Source organism: Pseudomonas sp. 3B-A001-10F, assembly GCF_056313565.1.
Genome location: NZ_JBQYFW010000032.1, coordinates 50,305 through 67,800, shown reverse-complemented (window position 1 = coordinate 67,800; position 17,496 = coordinate 50,305). Strand labels below are relative to the sequence as shown.

The 17,496-nt window shown below is 58.2% G+C and carries 13 protein-coding genes; 3 read left to right on the top strand and 10 right to left on the bottom strand.

Going from position 1 to position 17,496, the window contains the following annotated elements; all coding sequences use genetic code 11:
• Positions 1-591: 591 nt before the first annotated feature.
• Positions 592-1,788 carry an MFS transporter gene (locus tag AC0ZWN_RS23580; RefSeq protein ID WP_476336748.1) on the top strand — a complete coding sequence of 399 codons (1,197 nt, stop codon included), beginning with the start codon at positions 592-594 and terminating at the stop codon, positions 1,786-1,788.
• A gap of 160 nt (positions 1,789-1,948) precedes the next feature.
• Complete coding sequence (locus tag AC0ZWN_RS23575) at positions 1,949-2,206, top strand: hypothetical protein (RefSeq protein ID WP_476336746.1); 258 nt, start codon at positions 1,949-1,951, stop codon at positions 2,204-2,206.
• Positions 2,207-2,419: 213 nt separating this feature from the next.
• On the opposite strand, the gene AC0ZWN_RS23570 is transcribed toward AC0ZWN_RS23575, so the two are convergent.
• From AC0ZWN_RS23570 to AC0ZWN_RS23530, 9 genes are all read right to left on the bottom strand, one after another.
• Positions 2,420-3,400 (bottom strand): peptide ABC transporter ATP-binding protein, encoded by a 981-nt coding sequence (locus AC0ZWN_RS23570; protein ID WP_007917625.1) that lies wholly within the window; start codon positions 3,398-3,400, stop codon positions 2,420-2,422.
• A complete protein-coding gene (locus AC0ZWN_RS23565) occupies positions 3,400-4,368 on the bottom strand; it encodes an ABC transporter ATP-binding protein (RefSeq protein ID WP_093435852.1) in 969 nt (322 codons plus the stop codon). The genes AC0ZWN_RS23570 and AC0ZWN_RS23565 overlap by 1 nt, the downstream gene beginning before the upstream one ends.
• 10 nt (positions 4,369-4,378) lie before the next feature.
• Positions 4,379-5,305, bottom strand: a complete 927-nt coding sequence (locus tag AC0ZWN_RS23560; protein WP_194933424.1) for an ABC transporter permease subunit — start codon at positions 5,303-5,305, stop codon at positions 4,379-4,381.
• Between the two features lie 11 nt (positions 5,306-5,316).
• Positions 5,317-6,327 (bottom strand): ABC transporter permease subunit, encoded by a 1,011-nt coding sequence (locus AC0ZWN_RS23555; protein WP_075947650.1) that lies wholly within the window; start codon positions 6,325-6,327, stop codon positions 5,317-5,319.
• Positions 6,328-6,400: 73 nt separating this feature from the next.
• Positions 6,401-7,996 (bottom strand): ABC transporter substrate-binding protein, encoded by a 1,596-nt coding sequence (locus AC0ZWN_RS23550; RefSeq protein ID WP_476336743.1) that lies wholly within the window; start codon positions 7,994-7,996, stop codon positions 6,401-6,403.
• Positions 7,997-8,073: 77 nt separating this feature from the next.
• A complete protein-coding gene (locus AC0ZWN_RS23545) occupies positions 8,074-9,489 on the bottom strand; it encodes an OprD family porin (RefSeq protein ID WP_322845890.1) in 1,416 nt (471 codons plus the stop codon).
• Positions 9,490-9,665: 176 nt separating this feature from the next.
• A complete protein-coding gene (locus tag AC0ZWN_RS23540; RefSeq protein WP_476336741.1) occupies positions 9,666-11,264 on the bottom strand; it encodes an ABC transporter substrate-binding protein in 1,599 nt (532 codons plus the stop codon).
• 301 nt (positions 11,265-11,565) lie between these two features.
• The gene (locus AC0ZWN_RS23535) at positions 11,566-13,191 is read right to left on the bottom strand and encodes an ABC transporter substrate-binding protein (protein WP_093435868.1); all 1,626 of its coding nucleotides are present in this window, start codon (positions 13,189-13,191) and stop codon (positions 11,566-11,568) included.
• A gap of 260 nt (positions 13,192-13,451) precedes the next feature.
• A complete protein-coding gene (locus tag AC0ZWN_RS23530; RefSeq protein WP_460097903.1) occupies positions 13,452-15,053 on the bottom strand; it encodes an ABC transporter substrate-binding protein in 1,602 nt (533 codons plus the stop codon).
• Positions 15,054-16,026: 973 nt separating this feature from the next.
• On the opposite strand from AC0ZWN_RS23530, the gene AC0ZWN_RS23525 reads away from it, so the two are divergent.
• Complete coding sequence (locus AC0ZWN_RS23525; protein WP_476336738.1) at positions 16,027-16,383, top strand: DUF6124 family protein; 357 nt, start codon at positions 16,027-16,029, stop codon at positions 16,381-16,383.
• Between the two features lie 171 nt (positions 16,384-16,554).
• Here AC0ZWN_RS23525 and AC0ZWN_RS23520 read toward each other — a convergent pair whose 3' ends face one another.
• Positions 16,555-17,271, bottom strand: coding sequence for an SIMPL domain-containing protein (locus AC0ZWN_RS23520; protein ID WP_476336737.1), 717 nt, complete (start codon positions 17,269-17,271; stop codon positions 16,555-16,557).
• Positions 17,272-17,496 lie beyond the last annotated feature (225 nt).

The window sequence follows — 17,496 nt, the reverse complement described above, 5'->3', positions numbered from 1 at the left end:
ACATCGTTGGGTTTTACAACAACGAACGGTTGCACTCGAAACTGGGATATCTGCCACCGACCGCTTACGAGCGGGCGATGGCGTCAAAACCACCTATCGAGGTGTCCGGAATTAGTTGACCACTGCAAGAATCTGAATTCGACTCGGTATTGCACGTCGGCGTAGCTCTCGCAATCACCTCGATCAGTCCCCTCTCCCTCCGGGAGAGGGCTAGGGTGAGGGGCTTTTGATCTGTTTCAGAATCTGAGTTCGACTCGATATTTCACGTCGGCGTAGCTCTCGCAATCACTGCGGTCAGTCCCCTCTCCCTCCGGGAGAGGGCTAGGGTGAGGGGCTTTTGATCTGTTTCAGAATCTGAGTTCGACTCGGTATTGCACGTCGGCGTAGCTCTCGTAATCACTGCGATCAGTTCCCTCTCCCTCCGGGAGAGGGTTAGGGTGAGGGGCTTTTGATCTTCGGCACGGTTTTAACGCGCGCAATGGCTGTAGGACGACTCGGTTTTTTGTGATCTCGATGTTCTCGAGCGCGACAACCCGCCTGCTGACCGTTAGTGTTCCAGCTCCACGCAAGTCGCTTTGAGAGGTCAATGGAATGACGAGTCGGCTGACTCACCTGCTACGGCTGAACGGCTATTTCGGCGTGATGGCCTGGGTGCTCGCGGCGCTGTTGTTCATCAATCGCTTGAGCAGCATGGTCAAGCTGTTCATGGCGTTGTACCTGCGTCAGGAACTGGGGCTGGCGATCGAGACGGTTGGCTGGTTGCTGTCGGCGTACGGCGCGGGTTTGCTGGTGGGATCGATGCTCGGTGGCTGGCTCAGTGATCATGTGCGTACGGCGCGGCTGACGGCGGCGCTGTTCTTTGTTTCGGTGTGGGTGCTGATCCTGCTGGGGCTGGTCACGCAGGTGCCTTTGCTCGCTGCATTACTGTTGCTTAGCGGGATGATCGATGGGGCCATCCGCACCCTGCATCAGCGGCTGATCATGGAATATTGCGAGGTGGCGCAGCGCTCGCGTGCGCAGGCGTTGAGTCGGGTTGCGCGCAACCTCGGCATGGCGGCTGCCGGTGTGGCGGGCGGGGTGTTGGCGCAGACCGATTTTCGCTGGGTGTTTTTCGGCAGTGCGGCGATGACGTTGTTGGCGCTGCTCTGGTTTGTTCGTACCACGTGGCAGCGACCGGTGCTGATCAATGACGAAAAGTCCACGGATGACGCAGGCTCCGGGGTGCCGTATCGCGACAAACCGTTCCTGTGGTTGCTGGCGGCGACGGCCGTGCTTGGCATCGCGTTTGATACGGTCTACAGCACGCTGGGCAATTATTTGCGTGATTACTACCAGTTGAGCACCGAGGCGATCGGCTGGCAGTTCGGGCTCAATGCGTTGCTGGTGATCGCGCTGCAGATTCCGCTGTCGCACTGGGGCGAGCGTTGGGGGATGCGCCGGCAAATGCTGCTCGGCAGTGTGTTGCTGGCGTGCGGGTTGGGCATGCTGCCGTTCGGTTCCGGGCTGTTTTACGTCTGCCTGTCGACGCTGATCTGGACCTTGGGCGAGGCCTTTTTCATGCCGCCGCTGAATGTGCTGGCCATGCGTTTTGCCCAAGGCGGTAAAAGCGGTCAGTACTTCGGCCTGTTCTTTATGAGCTGGAGCGCCAGTGCGCTGTTGTCACCGGTACTCAGTGGCCAGTTGTACGGTCATTTCGGCGGCCACAGTGTGTGGCTGGCGAGTGCGCTGATGGTGTTGATTTCCATCCCGCTGACTTGGCAGGCCACGCGCGTGCGCCCGGTCGCTTAGCTGATCCCGCTATTGGCATTATTCGAAAGCAATCTGTCTGTCGAGGGCATTTCTGCGCGCTCGATAGCGTCCTATCTGGTGAACCCGATGGATCGGAACTAGATTTCACACAGCGCCAGTCAGGCACGAATGTCTCACCTGAAAATGGATGGAGTCAGCTATGAAAAGCAGGTTGCTACGGGTTTTATTGCTGTTGAAAGTGATGGTCATGCTGTCCCTCGGCACCGCGACGGCCTGGGCCGAGTGCGAGGATCATGAATCTCAGGCGTTCAACGGACAGGTTGGGCACAGTGGGTTGATGCTCGCCAAGTCTGAATCCGAGCCGGGCGATAAGGGGCAGGGCGGCAGCGCCGATGACGACGACTCGACCACCGATGATCCGGACACTGATGACGACGAAGGCGATAGCCAATCGTAAATCGCAGACAAAAGAAAACCCCTTCCGCCTCGACTGATGCGCAATTGAGGTGGGAGGGGTTTGGTTAACACGTCACTCTCTTTGAAGTGCGATCACTGTGGGAGCGAGCTTGCTCGCGAAAGCGGTGTATCAGGCGACATCTATGTTGAATGATTCAATGCCTTCGCGAGCAAGCTCGCTCCCACAGTGTTTTGTATCGCCCTCCAGATTTGCTTACGCCGCGCCGTCGAGGAACTGCTCGGCGTAGTGGCAAGCCACCTGTCGGCTGTCGAGTTGGCGCAACGCTGGCTCTTCCGTGCTGCAACGCTCGGTCGCGTACGGGCAGCGCTTGTGGAAAGCGCAGCCCGGTGGCGGGTTCAGCGGGTTAGGCAGTTCGCCGACGATCTTGATTTTCGGCTTGTTCGGGTCCGGGTGAATGGTCGGGGTCGCCGACAGCAGCGCCTGGGTGTACGGGTGCAGCGGACGCTCGTAGATGTCGTTCTTCGGCCCCAGTTCTACCGGGCGACCGAGGTACATCACCATCACGTCATCGGCCACGTGTTGCACCACCGCGAGGTTGTGCGAGATGAACACGTACGCGGTGTTGAACTCTTGTTGCAGATCCATGAACAGGTTGAGTACCTGCGCCTGAATCGACACGTCCAGTGCCGAGGTCGGTTCATCCGCCACCAGCACTTTCGGTTGCAGCATCATCGCGCGAGCCAGGGCGATACGCTGACGCTGACCGCCGGAGAACATGTGCGGATAGCGCTGGTAGTGCTCAGGGCGCAAGCCGACCTGCTTCATCATCGCCTGGACTTTCTCGCGACGCTCGGCGGCGGAGAGGTTGGTGTTGATCAGCAGCGGTTCGCCGAGCTGGTCACCGACTTTCTGCCGTGGGTTCAACGAGGCATACGGGCTTTGAAAGACCATCTGCACGTCTTTGCGCAGTTGCTTGCGCTGGGCCTTGTCGGCACCGGCGACTTCCTGGCCGGCGATTTTCAAGGATCCGGAAGAAGGGTCTTCAATCAGCGTCAACGCGCGGGCGAGGGTGGATTTGCCGCAGCCCGACTCGCCAACTACGGCGAGGGTCTTGCCGGCTTCCAGTTCGAACGACACGCCGTTCAGGGCGCGCACGGTCGCATGGCCCTTGAACAGGCCACGGGAGACTTCGTAGTGACGGGTCAGGTCGCGGGCGGTAAGTACGACGGCCATTACGCCACCTCCTGGTTCAGCGGGAAGAAGCAGCGGGCGAGGCTGTGGCTTTTCGGATCGAGACCTGGACGCTGCGCGCGGCAGCTGTCCTGCACGTACGGGCAGCGCGGCGACAGCAGGCAGCCCTGCGGACGATCGTAGCGGCCCGGGACGATGCCCGGCAGGGTCGACAGGCGTGCGGCGCCGAGGCTGTGCTCGGGAATCGCCTTGAGCAGCGCTTCGCTGTACGGGTGTGCCGGGATGTCGAACAGTTGCGGCACCTGACCGACTTCAACGGCTTGCCCTGCGTACATCACGCAGACGCGCTGGGCGGTTTCGGCCACGACCGCGAGGTCGTGGGTGATCAGCACCAGGCCCATGTTCTGTTCTTTCTGCAACGCCAATAGCAGATCCATGATCTGCGCCTGAATCGTTACGTCCAGAGCAGTGGTCGGTTCGTCGGCGATCAGCAGTTTCGGTTCGCCGGCAATCGCCATGGCGATCGCAACGCGCTGGCTCATACCGCCGGACAGTTGATGCGGGTAGGCGTCCATACGGCTGGCAGCGCCCGGGATTTCAACTTTTTCCAGCAGTTCGATCGCACGTTTGCGCGCTTGCTTGCCGGACATTTTCAGGTGCAGACGCAGCACTTCTTCGATCTGGAAACCGACGGTGTAGCTCGGGTTCAGTGCGGTCATCGGATCCTGAAAGACCATCGACAGGTCTTTGCCGACGATCTGCCGACGCTGACGGTTGCTCAGCTTGAGCATGTCTTTGCCGTCAAAGCTCAGTGAGTCAGCGGTAACGATGCCGGGATGCTCGATCAGGCCCATCAGCGCCATCATGGTCACGGATTTACCCGAACCCGACTCGCCAACGATGGCCAGTACTTCGCCTTTGTCGACTTTCAGGTCGAGGCCATCGACCACTGGGGTCGCGGTCTTGTCGCCGAAGCGAACGTTGAGATTCTTGATTTCTAGCAGTGACATGGGAATCTCCTCAGGCGGCGTTCTTGAGTTTCGGGTCCAGCGCATCGCGCAGACCGTCGCCCATCAAGTTGATTGCCAGCACGCTGAGCAAAATGGTCAAACCAGGCAGGCTCACCACCCACCAGGCGCGTTCGATGTAGTCACGGGCCGAGGCCAGCATGGTGCCCCACTCAGGGGTTGGCGGTTGTACGCCAAGGCCGAGGAAGCCCAACGCTGCGGCATCGAGAATCGCCGACGAGAAGCTCAGGGTCGCCTGCACAATCAGCGGCGCCATGCAGTTGGGCAACACGGTGATGAACATCAGACGTGGCAGACCGGCACCGGCCAGGCGCGCGGCGGTCACGTAGTCGCGGTTCAGTTCGCCCATCACGGCCGCGCGGGTCAGACGCACATAGGACGGCAGCGAAACCACAGCAATGGCGATCACGGTGTTGATCAGGCCAGGGCCGAGGATGGCGACAATCGCCACCGCCAGCAGCAGCGACGGCAGGGCCAGCATGATGTCCATCAGACGCATGATGGTCGGGCCAATCATCTTCGGGAAGAAACCGGCGAACAGACCGAGCAGGATCCCCGGAATCAGCGACATCACCACCGACGACAAACCGATCAGCAGCGACAGGCGCGAGCCCTGGATCAGACGCGACAGCAGGTCACGACCCAGTTCATCGGTGCCGAGCAGGAATTGCATCTGCCCGCCTTCCAGCCACGCCGGTGGCGTCAGCAGGAAATCACGGTATTGCTCGCTCGGGTTATGCGGCGCAACCCATGGCGCGAACAGCGCGCAGAAGATGATCAACAGCATGAACAGCAGGCCGGCAACTGCGCCCTTGTTCTTGGAGAAGGCTTGCCAGAATTCTTTGTACGGTGACGGGTACAGCAGGCTTTGATCCGCGTTGGTGGCGGAAGTCGCTACTGAGGATGTTGGAGTGCTCATGATTATTGACCTCAGCGCTGATGACGGATGCGTGGGTTGGCAAAGCCGTAGAGGATGTCCACTACGAAGTTGACCAGAATCACCAGGCAGGCGATTAACAGGATGCCGTTTTGCACAACCGGGTAGTCCCGGGCGCCGATGGCTTCGATCAGCCATTTACCGATGCCGGGCCAGGAGAAGATGGTTTCGGTCAGAACCGCACCAGCGAGCAGAGTGCCGACTTGCAGGCCGACCACGGTGAGTACCGGAATCAGTGCGTTACGCAGACCGTGGACGAACACCACGCGCGACGGCGACAGGCCTTTGGCCCTGGCGGTGCGGATGTAGTCTTCACGCAGCACTTCGAGCATCGACGAACGTGTCATCCGCGCGATCACCGCCAGCGGGATGGTGCCGAGCACGATGGCCGGCAGGATCAGGTGATGCAGGGCATCGAAGAAGGCGCCGACGTCATCGGCCAGCAGCGTGTCGATCAGCATGAAGCCGGTGCGCGGCTCGATGTCGTAGAGCAGGTCGATCCGCCCGGAAACCGGGGTCCAGCCCAGGCTCACCGAGAAGAACATGATCAGGATCAGGCCCCACCAGAAGATCGGCATCGAATAACCCGCGAGGGAGATGCCCATCACCCCGTGGTCGAACAATGATCCTCGCTTGAGTGCCGCGATCACCCCGGCCAGAAGGCCCAGAATGCCGGCGAACAGCAGGGCGGCCATGGACAGTTCCAGGGTCGCCGGGAAGAGGGAGGTGAACTCGGTCCATACGCTTTCACGCGTGCGCAGGGATTCGCCGAGATCGCCGTGAGCCAGTTTGCCGATGTAGTCCAGATACTGGGCATACAGCGGCTTGTTCAGACCTAGGCGTTCCATTGCCTGAGCGTGCATTTCGGGGTCGACCCGACGTTCGCCCATCATCACTTCCACGGGGTCGCCCGGAATCATGCGAATCAACGCGAAAGTCAGCAAGGTGATGCCGAAAAACGTGGGGATCAACAACCCCAGTCGGCGGGCAATAAAACTAAACATCGTGTGTGGTACCTCATCAGCCGGTTAGGCGTGCCCGGCATCCCTGGGGTCAGGGACGCCGGGAGTTTCTTATCTACTTCACCTGGGTGGTGGCGAAGTTATTAGTGGTGAGAGGGCTGATGTGATAGCCCTCTACATTGTTACGCATTGCAGTAAACATCCGGGTGTGGGCCATGCTGATCCATGGCTGATCCTGATTAAACAGCACTTGCGCCTGTTCGTAGAGCTTTGCGCGTTCGGCCGGATCTACTTTAGCCCGTGCTTCATCCAGCAGTGCCTGGAATTTCTCGTTGCACCAGCGAGCGTAGTTCTCGCCATTTTTTGCCGCTTCGCAACTGAGCATAGGCGTCAGGAAGTTATCCGGGTCGCCGTTGTCGCCCGCCCATCCGGCCGAGACCATATCGTGTTCGCCGGCCTTGGCGCGTTTAAGCATTTCGCCCCATTCCATCACGCGAATGTCGATCTTGATCCCGACTTTCGCCAGGTCAGCCTGCATCATTTGCGCGCCGAGCATCGGGTTGGGGTTGGTCGGACCGCCACCGTTGCGGGTAAACAGGGTAAACACGGTGCCTTCCGGAACCCCGGCTTCCTTGAGCAGCTTGCGGGCGGCATCGAGGTCACGTTGCGGGTTCTTCAGGTCGTGGTTATAGCCGAGCAGGGTCGGCGGGTACGGGTTGACCGCGACCGACGCATTGCCTTTGCCGAACAGCGCGTTGACATAGGCTTCCTTGTCAAAGGCGATATCGATGGCTTTGCGCACGCGCACGTCACTCATGTACTTGTGCTGGGTGTTCATGGCGACGTACGAGACGGTCATCGCGTCGAGCTCATCGACTTTCAGGTTGCTGTCTTTCTTGATGCTCGGGATGTCATCCGGCTTCGGATACAGGGCGATCTGGCACTCGTTGGCCTTGAGCTTCTGCAGGCGCACGTTGTTGTCGGTGGCGATCGCCAGGATCAGCGCGTCAGCCGGCGCCTTGCCACGGAAGTAATCCGGGTTGGCCTTGAAACGCACCTGCGCGTCTTTTGCATAACGCTGGAAGATGAACGGGCCGGTGCCGATCGGCTTGTTGTTCAAGTCACCTGTCTTGTTGGCCTTGAGCAATTGGTCGGCGTATTCGGCCGGGTAGATCGAGGAGAACGCCATCGCGATATCGGCCAGGAACGGCGCTTCGCGGCGGGTCAGGGTGAACTTGACCGTGTTGTCGTCGACTTTCTCGACATTCTTCAGCAGTTCCTTGAAACCCATGCTTTCAAAGTACGGGAAGCCCACGCTCGACAGTTTGTGCCACGGGTGATTCGGGTCCAGTTGACGCTGGAAGCTCCAGACCACGTCGTCGGCGTTCATGTCGCGGGTCGGCTTGAAGTATTCGGTAGTGTGAAACTTGACGCCTTTGCGCAGGTGGAACGTGTAGGTCAGGCCGTCTTCGCTGATGTCCCAGGACTCGGCGAGTGCCGGGATCACTTCAGTGGTGCCGGGCTTGAAGTCAGCCAGGCGGTTGAAGATGGTTTCGGCCACAGCGTCCGCCGTGACTGCAGTTGTGTACTGGACCATATCGAAGCCTTCCGGGCTGGCTTCGGTGCAGACCACCAAGGGTTTGGCCGAGACGCCAACAGCGACACTCAGCAACGCAGCCGCGATGGCCGCACGTAGGGGAAGCATTTTCATCGATAACCCTCTGCAATCGGTTGAAGATAAAAAACCGAACGGCCGACTCATCATGAGTCAGCCGTCGGCTGGCGTTTTTACAGGATGTTGAATGGAATCGTGGTCACGAGACGGAACTCGTTGATGCTGCCATCCAGCTGATTATCACTGGCACGGTGCGCAGTGTAGGTTGCGCGGATTGCTGTAGCTTTGAGCGGACCACTTTGAACGGCATAGGCAGCACCGATCCCGTATTCGTAGTGGTGTTCGCCATCCATCGCCAGCACGCTGTCGTAAGCGCCGCCTTTGTAGTGAGTGCCGTCGATGCCCCAACCACGAGCGCTGTAGATGTTGAACTTCAGGCCTGGCACGCCATATTCAGCCATGTTCAGACCGTAAGCGACCTGGAAGGATTTCTCGTTCGGGCCGTTGAAGTCCGAGAGCAGGGAGTTGGCCAGGTAAATACCGTTGGTTTCGTGCAGGTAGTCGAAGTACTCGTCACCGTTAATTTCCTGGTACGAGAAGGTCAGGCTATGGGCCTGGTGAGTCAGACCCAGCGACAGCGAGTAGGTGTCGTTGTCGATTTCGCCCAGCTTCTTTTTGCCTTCATCTACGGTCTTGTAGTAGTTCAGACCGGTAGTCAGGCTGAGGATCTGGCTGTCGCCCAGTTCGTGGGTAGCGCCGAAGTAGTACTGTTTCCACATGTCTTCAGCCTGAGTTGCCCACAGGCTGGTTTTCAGACTGGCAAACGGCTGGTAGGAAATACCAGCGGTGTTGACGTGATCAATTTCAATGAGCGTGTCAGCATATTCGGAGCGGAACTTGCGCTGGCTTTCTTCCATACGTGGCGAGTTCTTGTCGAACGTGGCGATGTCGAAGGTCAGGTTTTCCAACTCTTCGCTGTGCAGGCTGACACCTTGGAAGCTCGAAGGAAGAGCGCGGTTGCCGATCACATCGACCATCGGGCTGCTGAAGTTTTGGCGGCCGGCGGTCAGAGTGGTATTTGAAACCCGCGCCTTGACGTTGGCCAGACCCAGTTTGCTCCACTGTCCCTCCGCATCGCCACCATCTCGGGTCAGGGTCCGGTTGTTACCGGAGGCGACGTTAGGAATCGGCGCCCCACCGACGTTTGCAGCGAGGTTTTTGCGATCACGCTCAAGAGCTACAGCGTTGTAGACCGCCACTTCAGTGCTGATGCCGACAGTACCTTCGGTGAACCCCGAGTTGTACTTGAGAATCGTGCCTTGTACCCAGTTGATCCGGCGATCAGTAAGTTCGGTTGTACCGTTTTTTTGGTACTTGAACTTGGCACCACGTTTCAATTGCTCATTGGCGTACCAGTTACGCGTCGTACCGGAAATCGACTGTCCTTCGACGAAGCCGGTTGCTTCAGCCTGGGCGCTCTTGGTGTTGACGGTCACCGGGGTGAACGCCTGACTTTGGGTTTCCGCATAAGCCGTGGCGGTGATGCTGCTGATGGCCAGGGCCAGTATCGCGGTGCTGCTCAGTTTCATGGGTGAAGCTCCTTTACTTTCTTTTTATGCCGGCTTTTTTTTGGTATGCCGGTTATTGGTTTAGAACTCGTTCACACATCGCAAACGTTTGCCAGAAGCCGGATTGGCGAATTTCGGCAAAGCGCTTGCGTGAGGGGCTAGACAGCGCCCCCCAGCATTGCGGCTAATCGTCTGGTTTAATCGATACCGACACCCGAGAACACGTTGCGACCGAACGGGCTGACTTTGAACCCTTCGATCCTCGCGCTTAACGGTTGGTTGACCGTCGAGTGGGCGACAGGCGTGATCGGCACTTGCTGTTTAAGCAATTGCTGAGCCTGTTTGTAGAGTACGGTGCGTTGGTCACGGTCGGTGACGACCTTGGCCTCTTTGATCAGCTTGTCGTAAGCCGGATCGCACCACATGGAATAGTTGTTGCCGCCAATGGCATCGCAGCTGTACAGCGTGCCGAGCCAGTTGTCCGGATCCCCGTTGTCACCGGTCCAGCCGATCAGGCTGACGTCGTGCTCGCCGTTCTTGGTGCGCTTGATGTACTCGCCCCATTCATAGCTGACGATCTTCACTTTCAGACCGATCTTGGCCCAGTCCGCCTGGAGCATTTCGGCCATCAGTTTGGCGTTCGGGTTGTACGGGCGCTGCACCGGCATCGCCCACAGGGTGATCTCGGTGCCTTCCTTGACGCCGGCAGCCTTGAGCAGCTCTTTGGCTTTTTCCGGATTGTAGGCGGCGTCTTTGATGCTGTCGTCGTAGGACCACTGGGTCGGCGGCATGGCATTCACGGCCAGTTGGCCGGCGCCCTGATAAACAGCGTTGAGAATCCCTTGTTTATTCACCGCCATGTCCAGAGCCTGACGCACTTCGAGCTGGTCGAATGGCTTGTGGCGAACGTTGTAGGCGATGTAGCCGAGGTTGAAACCCGGCTTGGAGATCAATTGCAGTTTCGGATCGGCCTTCAGCGCTTCAACATCGGCAGGGCGCGGGTGCAGGGTGATCTGGCATTCGCCAGCCTTTAGCTTCTGCACGCGCACCGAGGCGTCGGTGTTGATCGCAAAGATCAGGTTATCGAGTTTGACCCGGCTCGGATCCCAGTAATGTTGATTACCGGTGTAACGAATGTTCGAGTCTTTCTGATAACTCTTGAACACGAACGGCCCGGTGCCGATCGGTTTCTGGTTGATGTCGCTTGGCTTGCCTTCGGCCAGCAGCTTGTCGGCGTATTCGGCGGACAGGATGGCGGCGAAGCTCATGGCGATGTTCTGGATGAACGCGGCGTCGACGCTGTTGAGCGTGAACTCCACGGTCAGCGGCCCGGTCTTCTCGACCTTGGCGATGTTCTTGTTCAGGCTCATCCCGTTGAAATACGGGAACTCGGTGGGATAAGCCTTACGGAAAGGTTGTTGCGCATCGAGCATGCGATTAAACGTGAACAGCACGTCGTCGGCGTTGAAATCGCGAGTTGGCTTGAAGTACGGCGTTGTATGAAATTTCACACCTTCACGCAGGTGAAAGGTGTACTTGAGACCATCCTCGGAAATGTCCCACTTGGTCGCCAGACCGGGTACGACATTGGTCGCGCCTTTTTCGAACTCGACGAGACGGTTGTAGATCGGTTCGGCGGCGTCGTTATCCGTCGCTGTTGTGTACTGCGCGGTATCGAAACCGGCCGGGCTGCCTTCAGAGCAGAACACCAGGCTTTTGCTGACGGCGAAACTGGCGGACGAGGCGGCCAACAGGCCGGCACCCAGCAATGCGGAATAAATCAAGGTATGGCGCATGACGCTCCCTCTTTTTTTAGTGTTGTTCAATGCACCGTCACCTCATCCAGAGACGTTTTGGTTGCATCGAGCTCAATCCAGTACGTACGGCAAACCGGTGGCCCACGCAGACACTGGTCAGTACCCGACGGTAGGGGCCGCGGTTCTGGCAGTAAATGCGTAAATGCCTTAAATCTCGTAGGAAAAGGCGACGCGTCCTATACCTCTGCGGTAATCCGCAGCGGAATTGGTTGTAGGCAATTTCCTAACTTCTCGGCAGGTAAAACAGCGGCGACGTTAAAAACGTCGCCGCTGCAGTGCCTTATTTGCTGACGCTGACGCCGTAGAAGGAGTTCAAGCCGAATGGGCTGATCTTGAAATCCTGCACGTTGGCGCGCATGGGTTGGTACACCGTCGAGTGAGCGATAGGTGTCATCGGGACTGCATCTTTGAGGACGTGTTGCGCCTCTTTGTACAGTTCGGTGCGCTTGGCCTGGTCGGTTGTACGCTTGGCTTCTTTGACGAGGCCGTCGAACTTCTTGTCGCACCACTTGGAGAAGTTGTTGCCGCTGAGCGAGTCGCAGCCGAACAGCACGTTCAGCCAGTTGTCCGGATCACCATTGTCACCGCTCCAGCCAATGATCATGGCCTGGTTCTCGCCACCTTTGGAGCGCTTGATGTACTCGCCCCACTCGTAGCTGGTGATCTTCACTTTCAAGCCGATCTTGGCCCAGTCGGACTGGAGCATTTCAGCCATCAGTTTGGCGTTCGGGTTGTACGGACGCTGCACCGGCATCGCCCACAGAACGATTTCGGTACCTTCCTTGACGCCAGCTTCCTTCAGCAGTTGCTTGGCTTTCTCAGGATCGTACTTGGCGTCCTTGATGGTGGTGTCGTAAGACCATTGGGTCGGCGGCATGGCGTTGACAGCCAGTTGGCCGGCGCCCTGGTAAACCGAGTCGATGATCTGTGGTTTGTTCACAGCCATGTCCAGCGCCTGACGGACGCGCAGGTCAGCCAGTGGGTTGGCTTCGTTGCTGCCCTTGACCTTGTCCATCACGTTGTAGGCGATGTAACCCAGGTTGAAGCCAGCCTGATCAGGCATCTTCAGGGTCTTGTCTTCTTTCAGCGCTTTCAGGTCGGCCGGACGTGGGAACAGGGTGACCTGGCATTCGTTCTTTTTCAGCTTCTGAATACGGACCGACGGGTCAGTGGTGATGGCGAAGATCAGGTTGTCGATCTTCACATCCTCAGGCTTCCAGTAATCCTTGTTGCCGGTGTAACGGATGTTGGAGTCTTTCTGATAGCTCTTGAACACGAACGGACCAGTGCCGATCGGCTTCTGGTTGATGTCGGCAGCCTTGCCTTCTTTCAGCAGCTGCGCTGCGTACTCGGCGGACTGTACCGAGGCGAAGCTCATCGCCATGTTCTGGATGAACGCGGCGTCAACTTCTTTCAGAGTGAACTTGACGGTGTGGTCGTCGACTTTATCGATCTTGGTGATGTTGGTGTCCATCCCCATATCGGTGAAGTACGGGAATTCGGTCGGGTACGCCTTACGGAACGGGTCATCCTTGTTAATCATGCGATTGAAGGTGAACAGCACGTCGTCGGCGTTGAACTCACGAGTCGGCTTGAAATACGGGGTGGTGTGGAACTTGACGCCTTCACGCAGGTGGAAGGTGTAAGTCAGGCCGTCATCGGAGATGTCCCACTTGGTCGCCAGACCAGGAATCACGGCGGTGCCGCCGCGCTCGAACTGGGTCAGGCGGTTGAACATGGTTTCGGCTGAGGCGTCGAAGTCGGTTCCGGTGGTGTACTGGCCTGGGTCGAAACCGGCCGGGCTGCCTTCGGAGCAGAACACCAGGTTAGTCGCAGCGGATGCGAAAGGTGCGGAGGCTAACAAGCCTGCGCCGACTAAAAACGGAATGACCGCGTGTTTAAGCATGTTGGCCTCATGATTTGTTGTCATTTTTTAGTTGTGAGGTACGACCTCGTGAGTCGTGCCTGCGGATACTTATGCAGGGGCCATACCCATTGCAAGATCCAGAACGACTGCCGGCCACAAAGCGTGGCACGAACGTACCTTAATGTCGCATCTGTGTAACTTCTGACGCATTTGACCGTTTGCGGGTGGTTTTTACGGTGCAAATGAAGCCCCAAAACGGTGCATTGGTCACGTTGTGCGCGCCGCCTTGGGGCTTGGTGTTACTTATTTATACCCACGCCATAGAAGGGGGTAAGACCGAACGGGCTGATCCGGAAGTCAGTGACTTCCTTGCGCAGCGGCTGGAACACCGTGGAGTTGGCAATCGGTGTGATCGGCACCTGCTGTTTGAGGATCAGTTGCGCCTGTTGATACAGTTTTACCCGTTGATCTTTGTCGGTGGCCAACTTGGCCTGTTGCACCAGTTTGTCGTAGGCCGGATCGCACCATTTGGCGTAGTTGCTGCCTTTTACCGCCGCGCAGCTGTAGAGCACGCCCAGCCAGTTGTCCGGGTCACCGTTGTCACCTGTCCAACCATAAATCATGGCGTCGTGTTCGCCATTTTTCGCGCGTTTGATGTACTCGCCCCATTCGTAGCTGACGATGTTGGCCTTGATGCCTATTTTTTCCCAATCCTGCTGGATCATCTGCGCCGACATCCGCGCATTCGGGTTTGAGGCGCGTTGCACTGTCATCGCCCAAAGGTTGATGGTTGTACCCGGCGCAACCCCTGCTTCTTTCAGTAGCACCCGCGCTTTTACCGGGTCGTAGGGAGCGTCCTTGATGTTCGGGTCATACGACCATTGCGCCGGCGGCAAGGCGTTTTGGGCCAGTTGGCCGGCGCTTTGGTAGACGGCTTTGATGATTGCCGGTTTGTCGATGGCCATGTCCAGCGCCTGCCGCACCTTGAGCTGGTCGAGTGGCGCGTGGGTGGTGTTATAGGCGAGGAAGCCGAGGTTGAAACCGGCCTGCTTGAGCACACGCAAGTTCGGGTCTTTTTCCATCACTTCGATATCGGCCGGGCGTGGGTAGCCGCTGACCTGGCATTCGCCGGCCTTGAGTTTTTGCAGGCGCACGGCGGCGTCCGGGGTGATCGAGAAAATCAGGTTGTCGATCTTCACGTCTTCGGGTTTCCAGTAGGCCGTGTTGGCGGCGTAGCGGATTTGCGAGTCCTTTTGGTAGCGCTTGAACACGAACGGGCCGGTGCCGATCGGTTTCTGGTTGAGGTCGGCGGCTTTGCCTTCCTTCAACAGTTGCGCGGCGTATTCGGCTGATTGCACCGAGGCGAAGCTCATGGCGAGGTTTTGCACGAACGCGGCGTCGACGTTGTTGAGGTTGAAGCGCACGGTCTGATCGTCGAGTTTTTCTACCGATTTGATCGTGGTGTTCAGGCCCATGTCGGTGAAGTAGGGGGACTCGGCGGGGTAGGCCTTGCGGAAGGCGTTATCCGGGTCGAGGAGGCGCTGGAAGGTGAAGAGCACGTCGTCGGCGTTGAAGTCGCGGGTCGGTTTGAAGTAGTCGGTGGTGTGGAATTTTACGTTTTGGCGTAGGTGGAAGGTGTATTGCAGGCCGTCGCTGGAGACGTCCCATTTTGTCGCCAGGCCGGGTTCGATGTCGGTGCCGCCGCGTTTGAATTGGGTGAGGCGGTTGAAGACGGTTTCGGCGGAGGCGTCGAAGTCGGTGCCGCTGGTGTATTGGCTGGGGTCGAAGCCTGCGGGGCTGGCTTCGGAGCAGTAGACCAGGGTTGTGGCGGCGTTTGCCAGCGGGGCTATGGTTGTTAGTGCGAGGGTGATTAATAGTGGTTTTAGAGTGAATCTTGGCATGGAGTCCCCGCGGAGATTGGAGGTGGTGGTTTTTTGAGGGTAGCGGGGATTTGGGGGTGTTCGGAAATATCGTTTTTCCTGTTGGAGTGTCTATCTCGGTATATGTAGGGGCTTTTTTGGGTACATATCCGTTGCTGCGGTAACGGCTGCTTAGGGTTTCGCCCTGACGGCGACTCACTTTTTTTCAAACGCCAAAAAAAGTAAGCAAAAAACGCTTGCTCCTACGTTCGGCCCGCTCGCTGGGGCTCGGGGTTCCTTCGCTGCGGGATCGATCCGGGCGCAGCGTCTCCGGTTTGCTTCGCTGCACCTACTCCCGCTGTGTTTGGCTGCGCCAAACGGTCGCTGCGCTCCCACCCCCGGATCAATCCCTCCACTCAGCCTTCCGACGTCGCCGGTGGGTCAAGATCAAAAGCAGGCGAGCTGACACTCGGCCTATTGAGTGGTGAAGAGCGGGGCGTGGTCGGCGTTGGATTTGTGGTGGATTCGCCCCTCACCCCAGCCCTCTCCCGAGGGAGAGGGAGCTGATGGTGGGCCTTTCAGAATTTGAGTTCGACGCGGTATCGCACGTCGGCGTAACTCTCCCAAACACCACGGTCAGTCCCCTCTCCCTCTGGGAGAGGGCTAGGGTGAGGGTTGGCTTTTGGCTGTTTAAATCTGATGCAAATAACCAGAACCTTCCCACAAGGTTTTCAGGTTGTCCGTCGGACGTGCGCTCTTTAGGCTCTGGGTGTCGCTGAAAACTCAGCGATCGGGAGGTGAGATTCCCGGTTATTGAATTTGGAAACCTGCACAAGCCCCTCCATAATCGCCGCCAGCTCATGCTGTCAGCAGTTTTTATGGCGGCTATGTACGGGCGGACTTTTGTCCGGCCGGGTTGGTTTCCTTACCGGTAATCTCACTCCGTACATAGTTGCCACCTCATTTCTCGAGTGAGATCGGAAATGAATGGCGTCAGTTCATAAGGAAATTTTCCATGGATAAATTGATACCTGACCCACCCCTCGATACCCCACTCGAAGACGCCATCCGCGCCGAAGACCAGATCAAAACCCGCGAAGCCATCAAACGCGCCCTGGATTTCTACCTCAGCCCCGACCCGGTCAAACCCCGGCAGCCCAGCACGATGTTCCTGATCCAGACGAACATCGACACCGAAAGCCTGCTGGCGCATGCCTGTGAGTCACTGGCGTCGGCGAACACGTTAACCGGTAACTTTGCCGATCAACTGGGCCGGCCCGAGCGCAATACGGCGTTGGCGATTCAGCAGATCATCATGCTGGCCGAGCTGGCGGTGAATCGGGCGCTGGATCGGGTTGACCCGCAGACCTGAGACCGCGTTATCGTTCTTCGCGAGCAAGCTCGCTCCCACAGGTGGAATGCATTTCAAACTGTGGGAGCGAGCTTGCTCGCGAAGACGGTGGTTCATCCACAGCAAATCCCAGGCACAAAAAAACCGCCGATCATTCACCGATCGGCGGTTTTTCATTCAGCGCAAATCAAATCACGGCATCAACACTTCAATCGAACCATCAGCCGTCATGCTGACCTGGCTCGTACCTGCTTCAACTTCCGGCGTCACTGGCGCCGAGTCCATCGCCGCCGCTTTCATCATCATCGGTGCGCGCAGGTACGGCTGTGGATAACCGTTGCTGTTGAGGTTCAGGTTGACGATTTTGTAGCCCTTGCCGCCCAGTGCGTCGGTGGCCAGTTGGGCGCGGGCCTTGAAGGCGGTGACGGCTTCTTTCAGCAGTTTGTCTTCGCTGGATTTGCGGGTCGGGTCGGCGATGGCGAAGTCCATGCCGCCCATTTTCAGGTCGCCCAGCAGTTCGCCGGTGAGTTTGGACAGAGCGGCGAAGTCGGCGCTTTCCAGACGCAGTTCGGCGCGCTCACGCCAGCCGGTGATTTTCTGGCCTTTGGTGTCGTAGATCGGGTAACTGTTGCGGCTACCCTGGCGCAGGGTGATGTCTTTGACTTGCTTGGCCTGGGCCAAGGCCTTGTTCATGGTGGTGCTGACGTCGGCGGCGAGTTTGGCCGGGTCGGTGTTTTGTTCTTCGGTGTAAAGGGTGACGATCATCAGGTCGCGGGCGACTTCCGTGCTGACTTCGGCGCGCAGGGAAATCTGGTTGTAGTGCAGCTCATCGGCGGCCAGGGCCGGAAGGCTGGCGATGCTGCCGACGGTCAGGGCGAGAAGGGCGGCGCTGCGGCGAAATGTGTGCATGAAAGCTCCTTGATGAGGGCGCAGGTGATGGTTCGGGGGCCTGCGTGAAACCATCAGACTCTAGCTTTTATGCTCCGGTTCGCCCAGTTACAACTTCTATACAGATGGCCGGGGCTGCTGCTCGCGAAGGCGTTCTTATAGCCGCCGCAAATATTTTCGCCATGTGGTCGTTTGCCGCACTTTCGCCTCTCAAGGCCGCGGCTTGGTTATACTCCGTGCGATCCG

Bases quoted from the DNA above. Each gene is read 5' to 3' on its own strand.
- AC0ZWN_RS23580 (WP_476336748.1), top strand. From the start codon at position 592: ATGACGAGTCGGCTGACTCACCTGCTACGGCTGAACGGCTATTTCGGC.
- AC0ZWN_RS23575 (WP_476336746.1), top strand. From the start codon at position 1,949: ATGAAAAGCAGGTTGCTACGGGTTTTATTGCTGTTGAAAGTGATGGTC.
- AC0ZWN_RS23570 (WP_007917625.1), bottom strand. From the start codon at position 3,400: ATGGCCGTCGTACTTACCGCCCGCGACCTGACCCGTCACTACGAAGTC.
- AC0ZWN_RS23565 (WP_093435852.1), bottom strand. From the start codon at position 4,368: ATGTCACTGCTAGAAATCAAGAATCTCAACGTTCGCTTCGGCGACAAG.
- AC0ZWN_RS23560 (WP_194933424.1), bottom strand. From the start codon at position 5,305: ATGAGCACTCCAACATCCTCAGTAGCGACTTCCGCCACCAACGCGGAT.
- AC0ZWN_RS23555 (WP_075947650.1), bottom strand. From the start codon at position 6,327: ATGTTTAGTTTTATTGCCCGCCGACTGGGGTTGTTGATCCCCACGTTT.
- AC0ZWN_RS23550 (WP_476336743.1), bottom strand. From the start codon at position 7,996: ATGAAAATGCTTCCCCTACGTGCGGCCATCGCGGCTGCGTTGCTGAGT.
- AC0ZWN_RS23545 (WP_322845890.1), bottom strand. From the start codon at position 9,489: ATGAAACTGAGCAGCACCGCGATACTGGCCCTGGCCATCAGCAGCATC.
- AC0ZWN_RS23540 (WP_476336741.1), bottom strand. From the start codon at position 11,264: ATGCGCCATACCTTGATTTATTCCGCATTGCTGGGTGCCGGCCTGTTG.
- AC0ZWN_RS23535 (WP_093435868.1), bottom strand. From the start codon at position 13,191: ATGCTTAAACACGCGGTCATTCCGTTTTTAGTCGGCGCAGGCTTGTTA.
- AC0ZWN_RS23530 (WP_460097903.1), bottom strand. From the start codon at position 15,053: ATGCCAAGATTCACTCTAAAACCACTATTAATCACCCTCGCACTAACA.
- AC0ZWN_RS23525 (WP_476336738.1), top strand. From the start codon at position 16,027: ATGGATAAATTGATACCTGACCCACCCCTCGATACCCCACTCGAAGAC.
- AC0ZWN_RS23520 (WP_476336737.1), bottom strand. From the start codon at position 17,271: ATGCACACATTTCGCCGCAGCGCCGCCCTTCTCGCCCTGACCGTCGGC.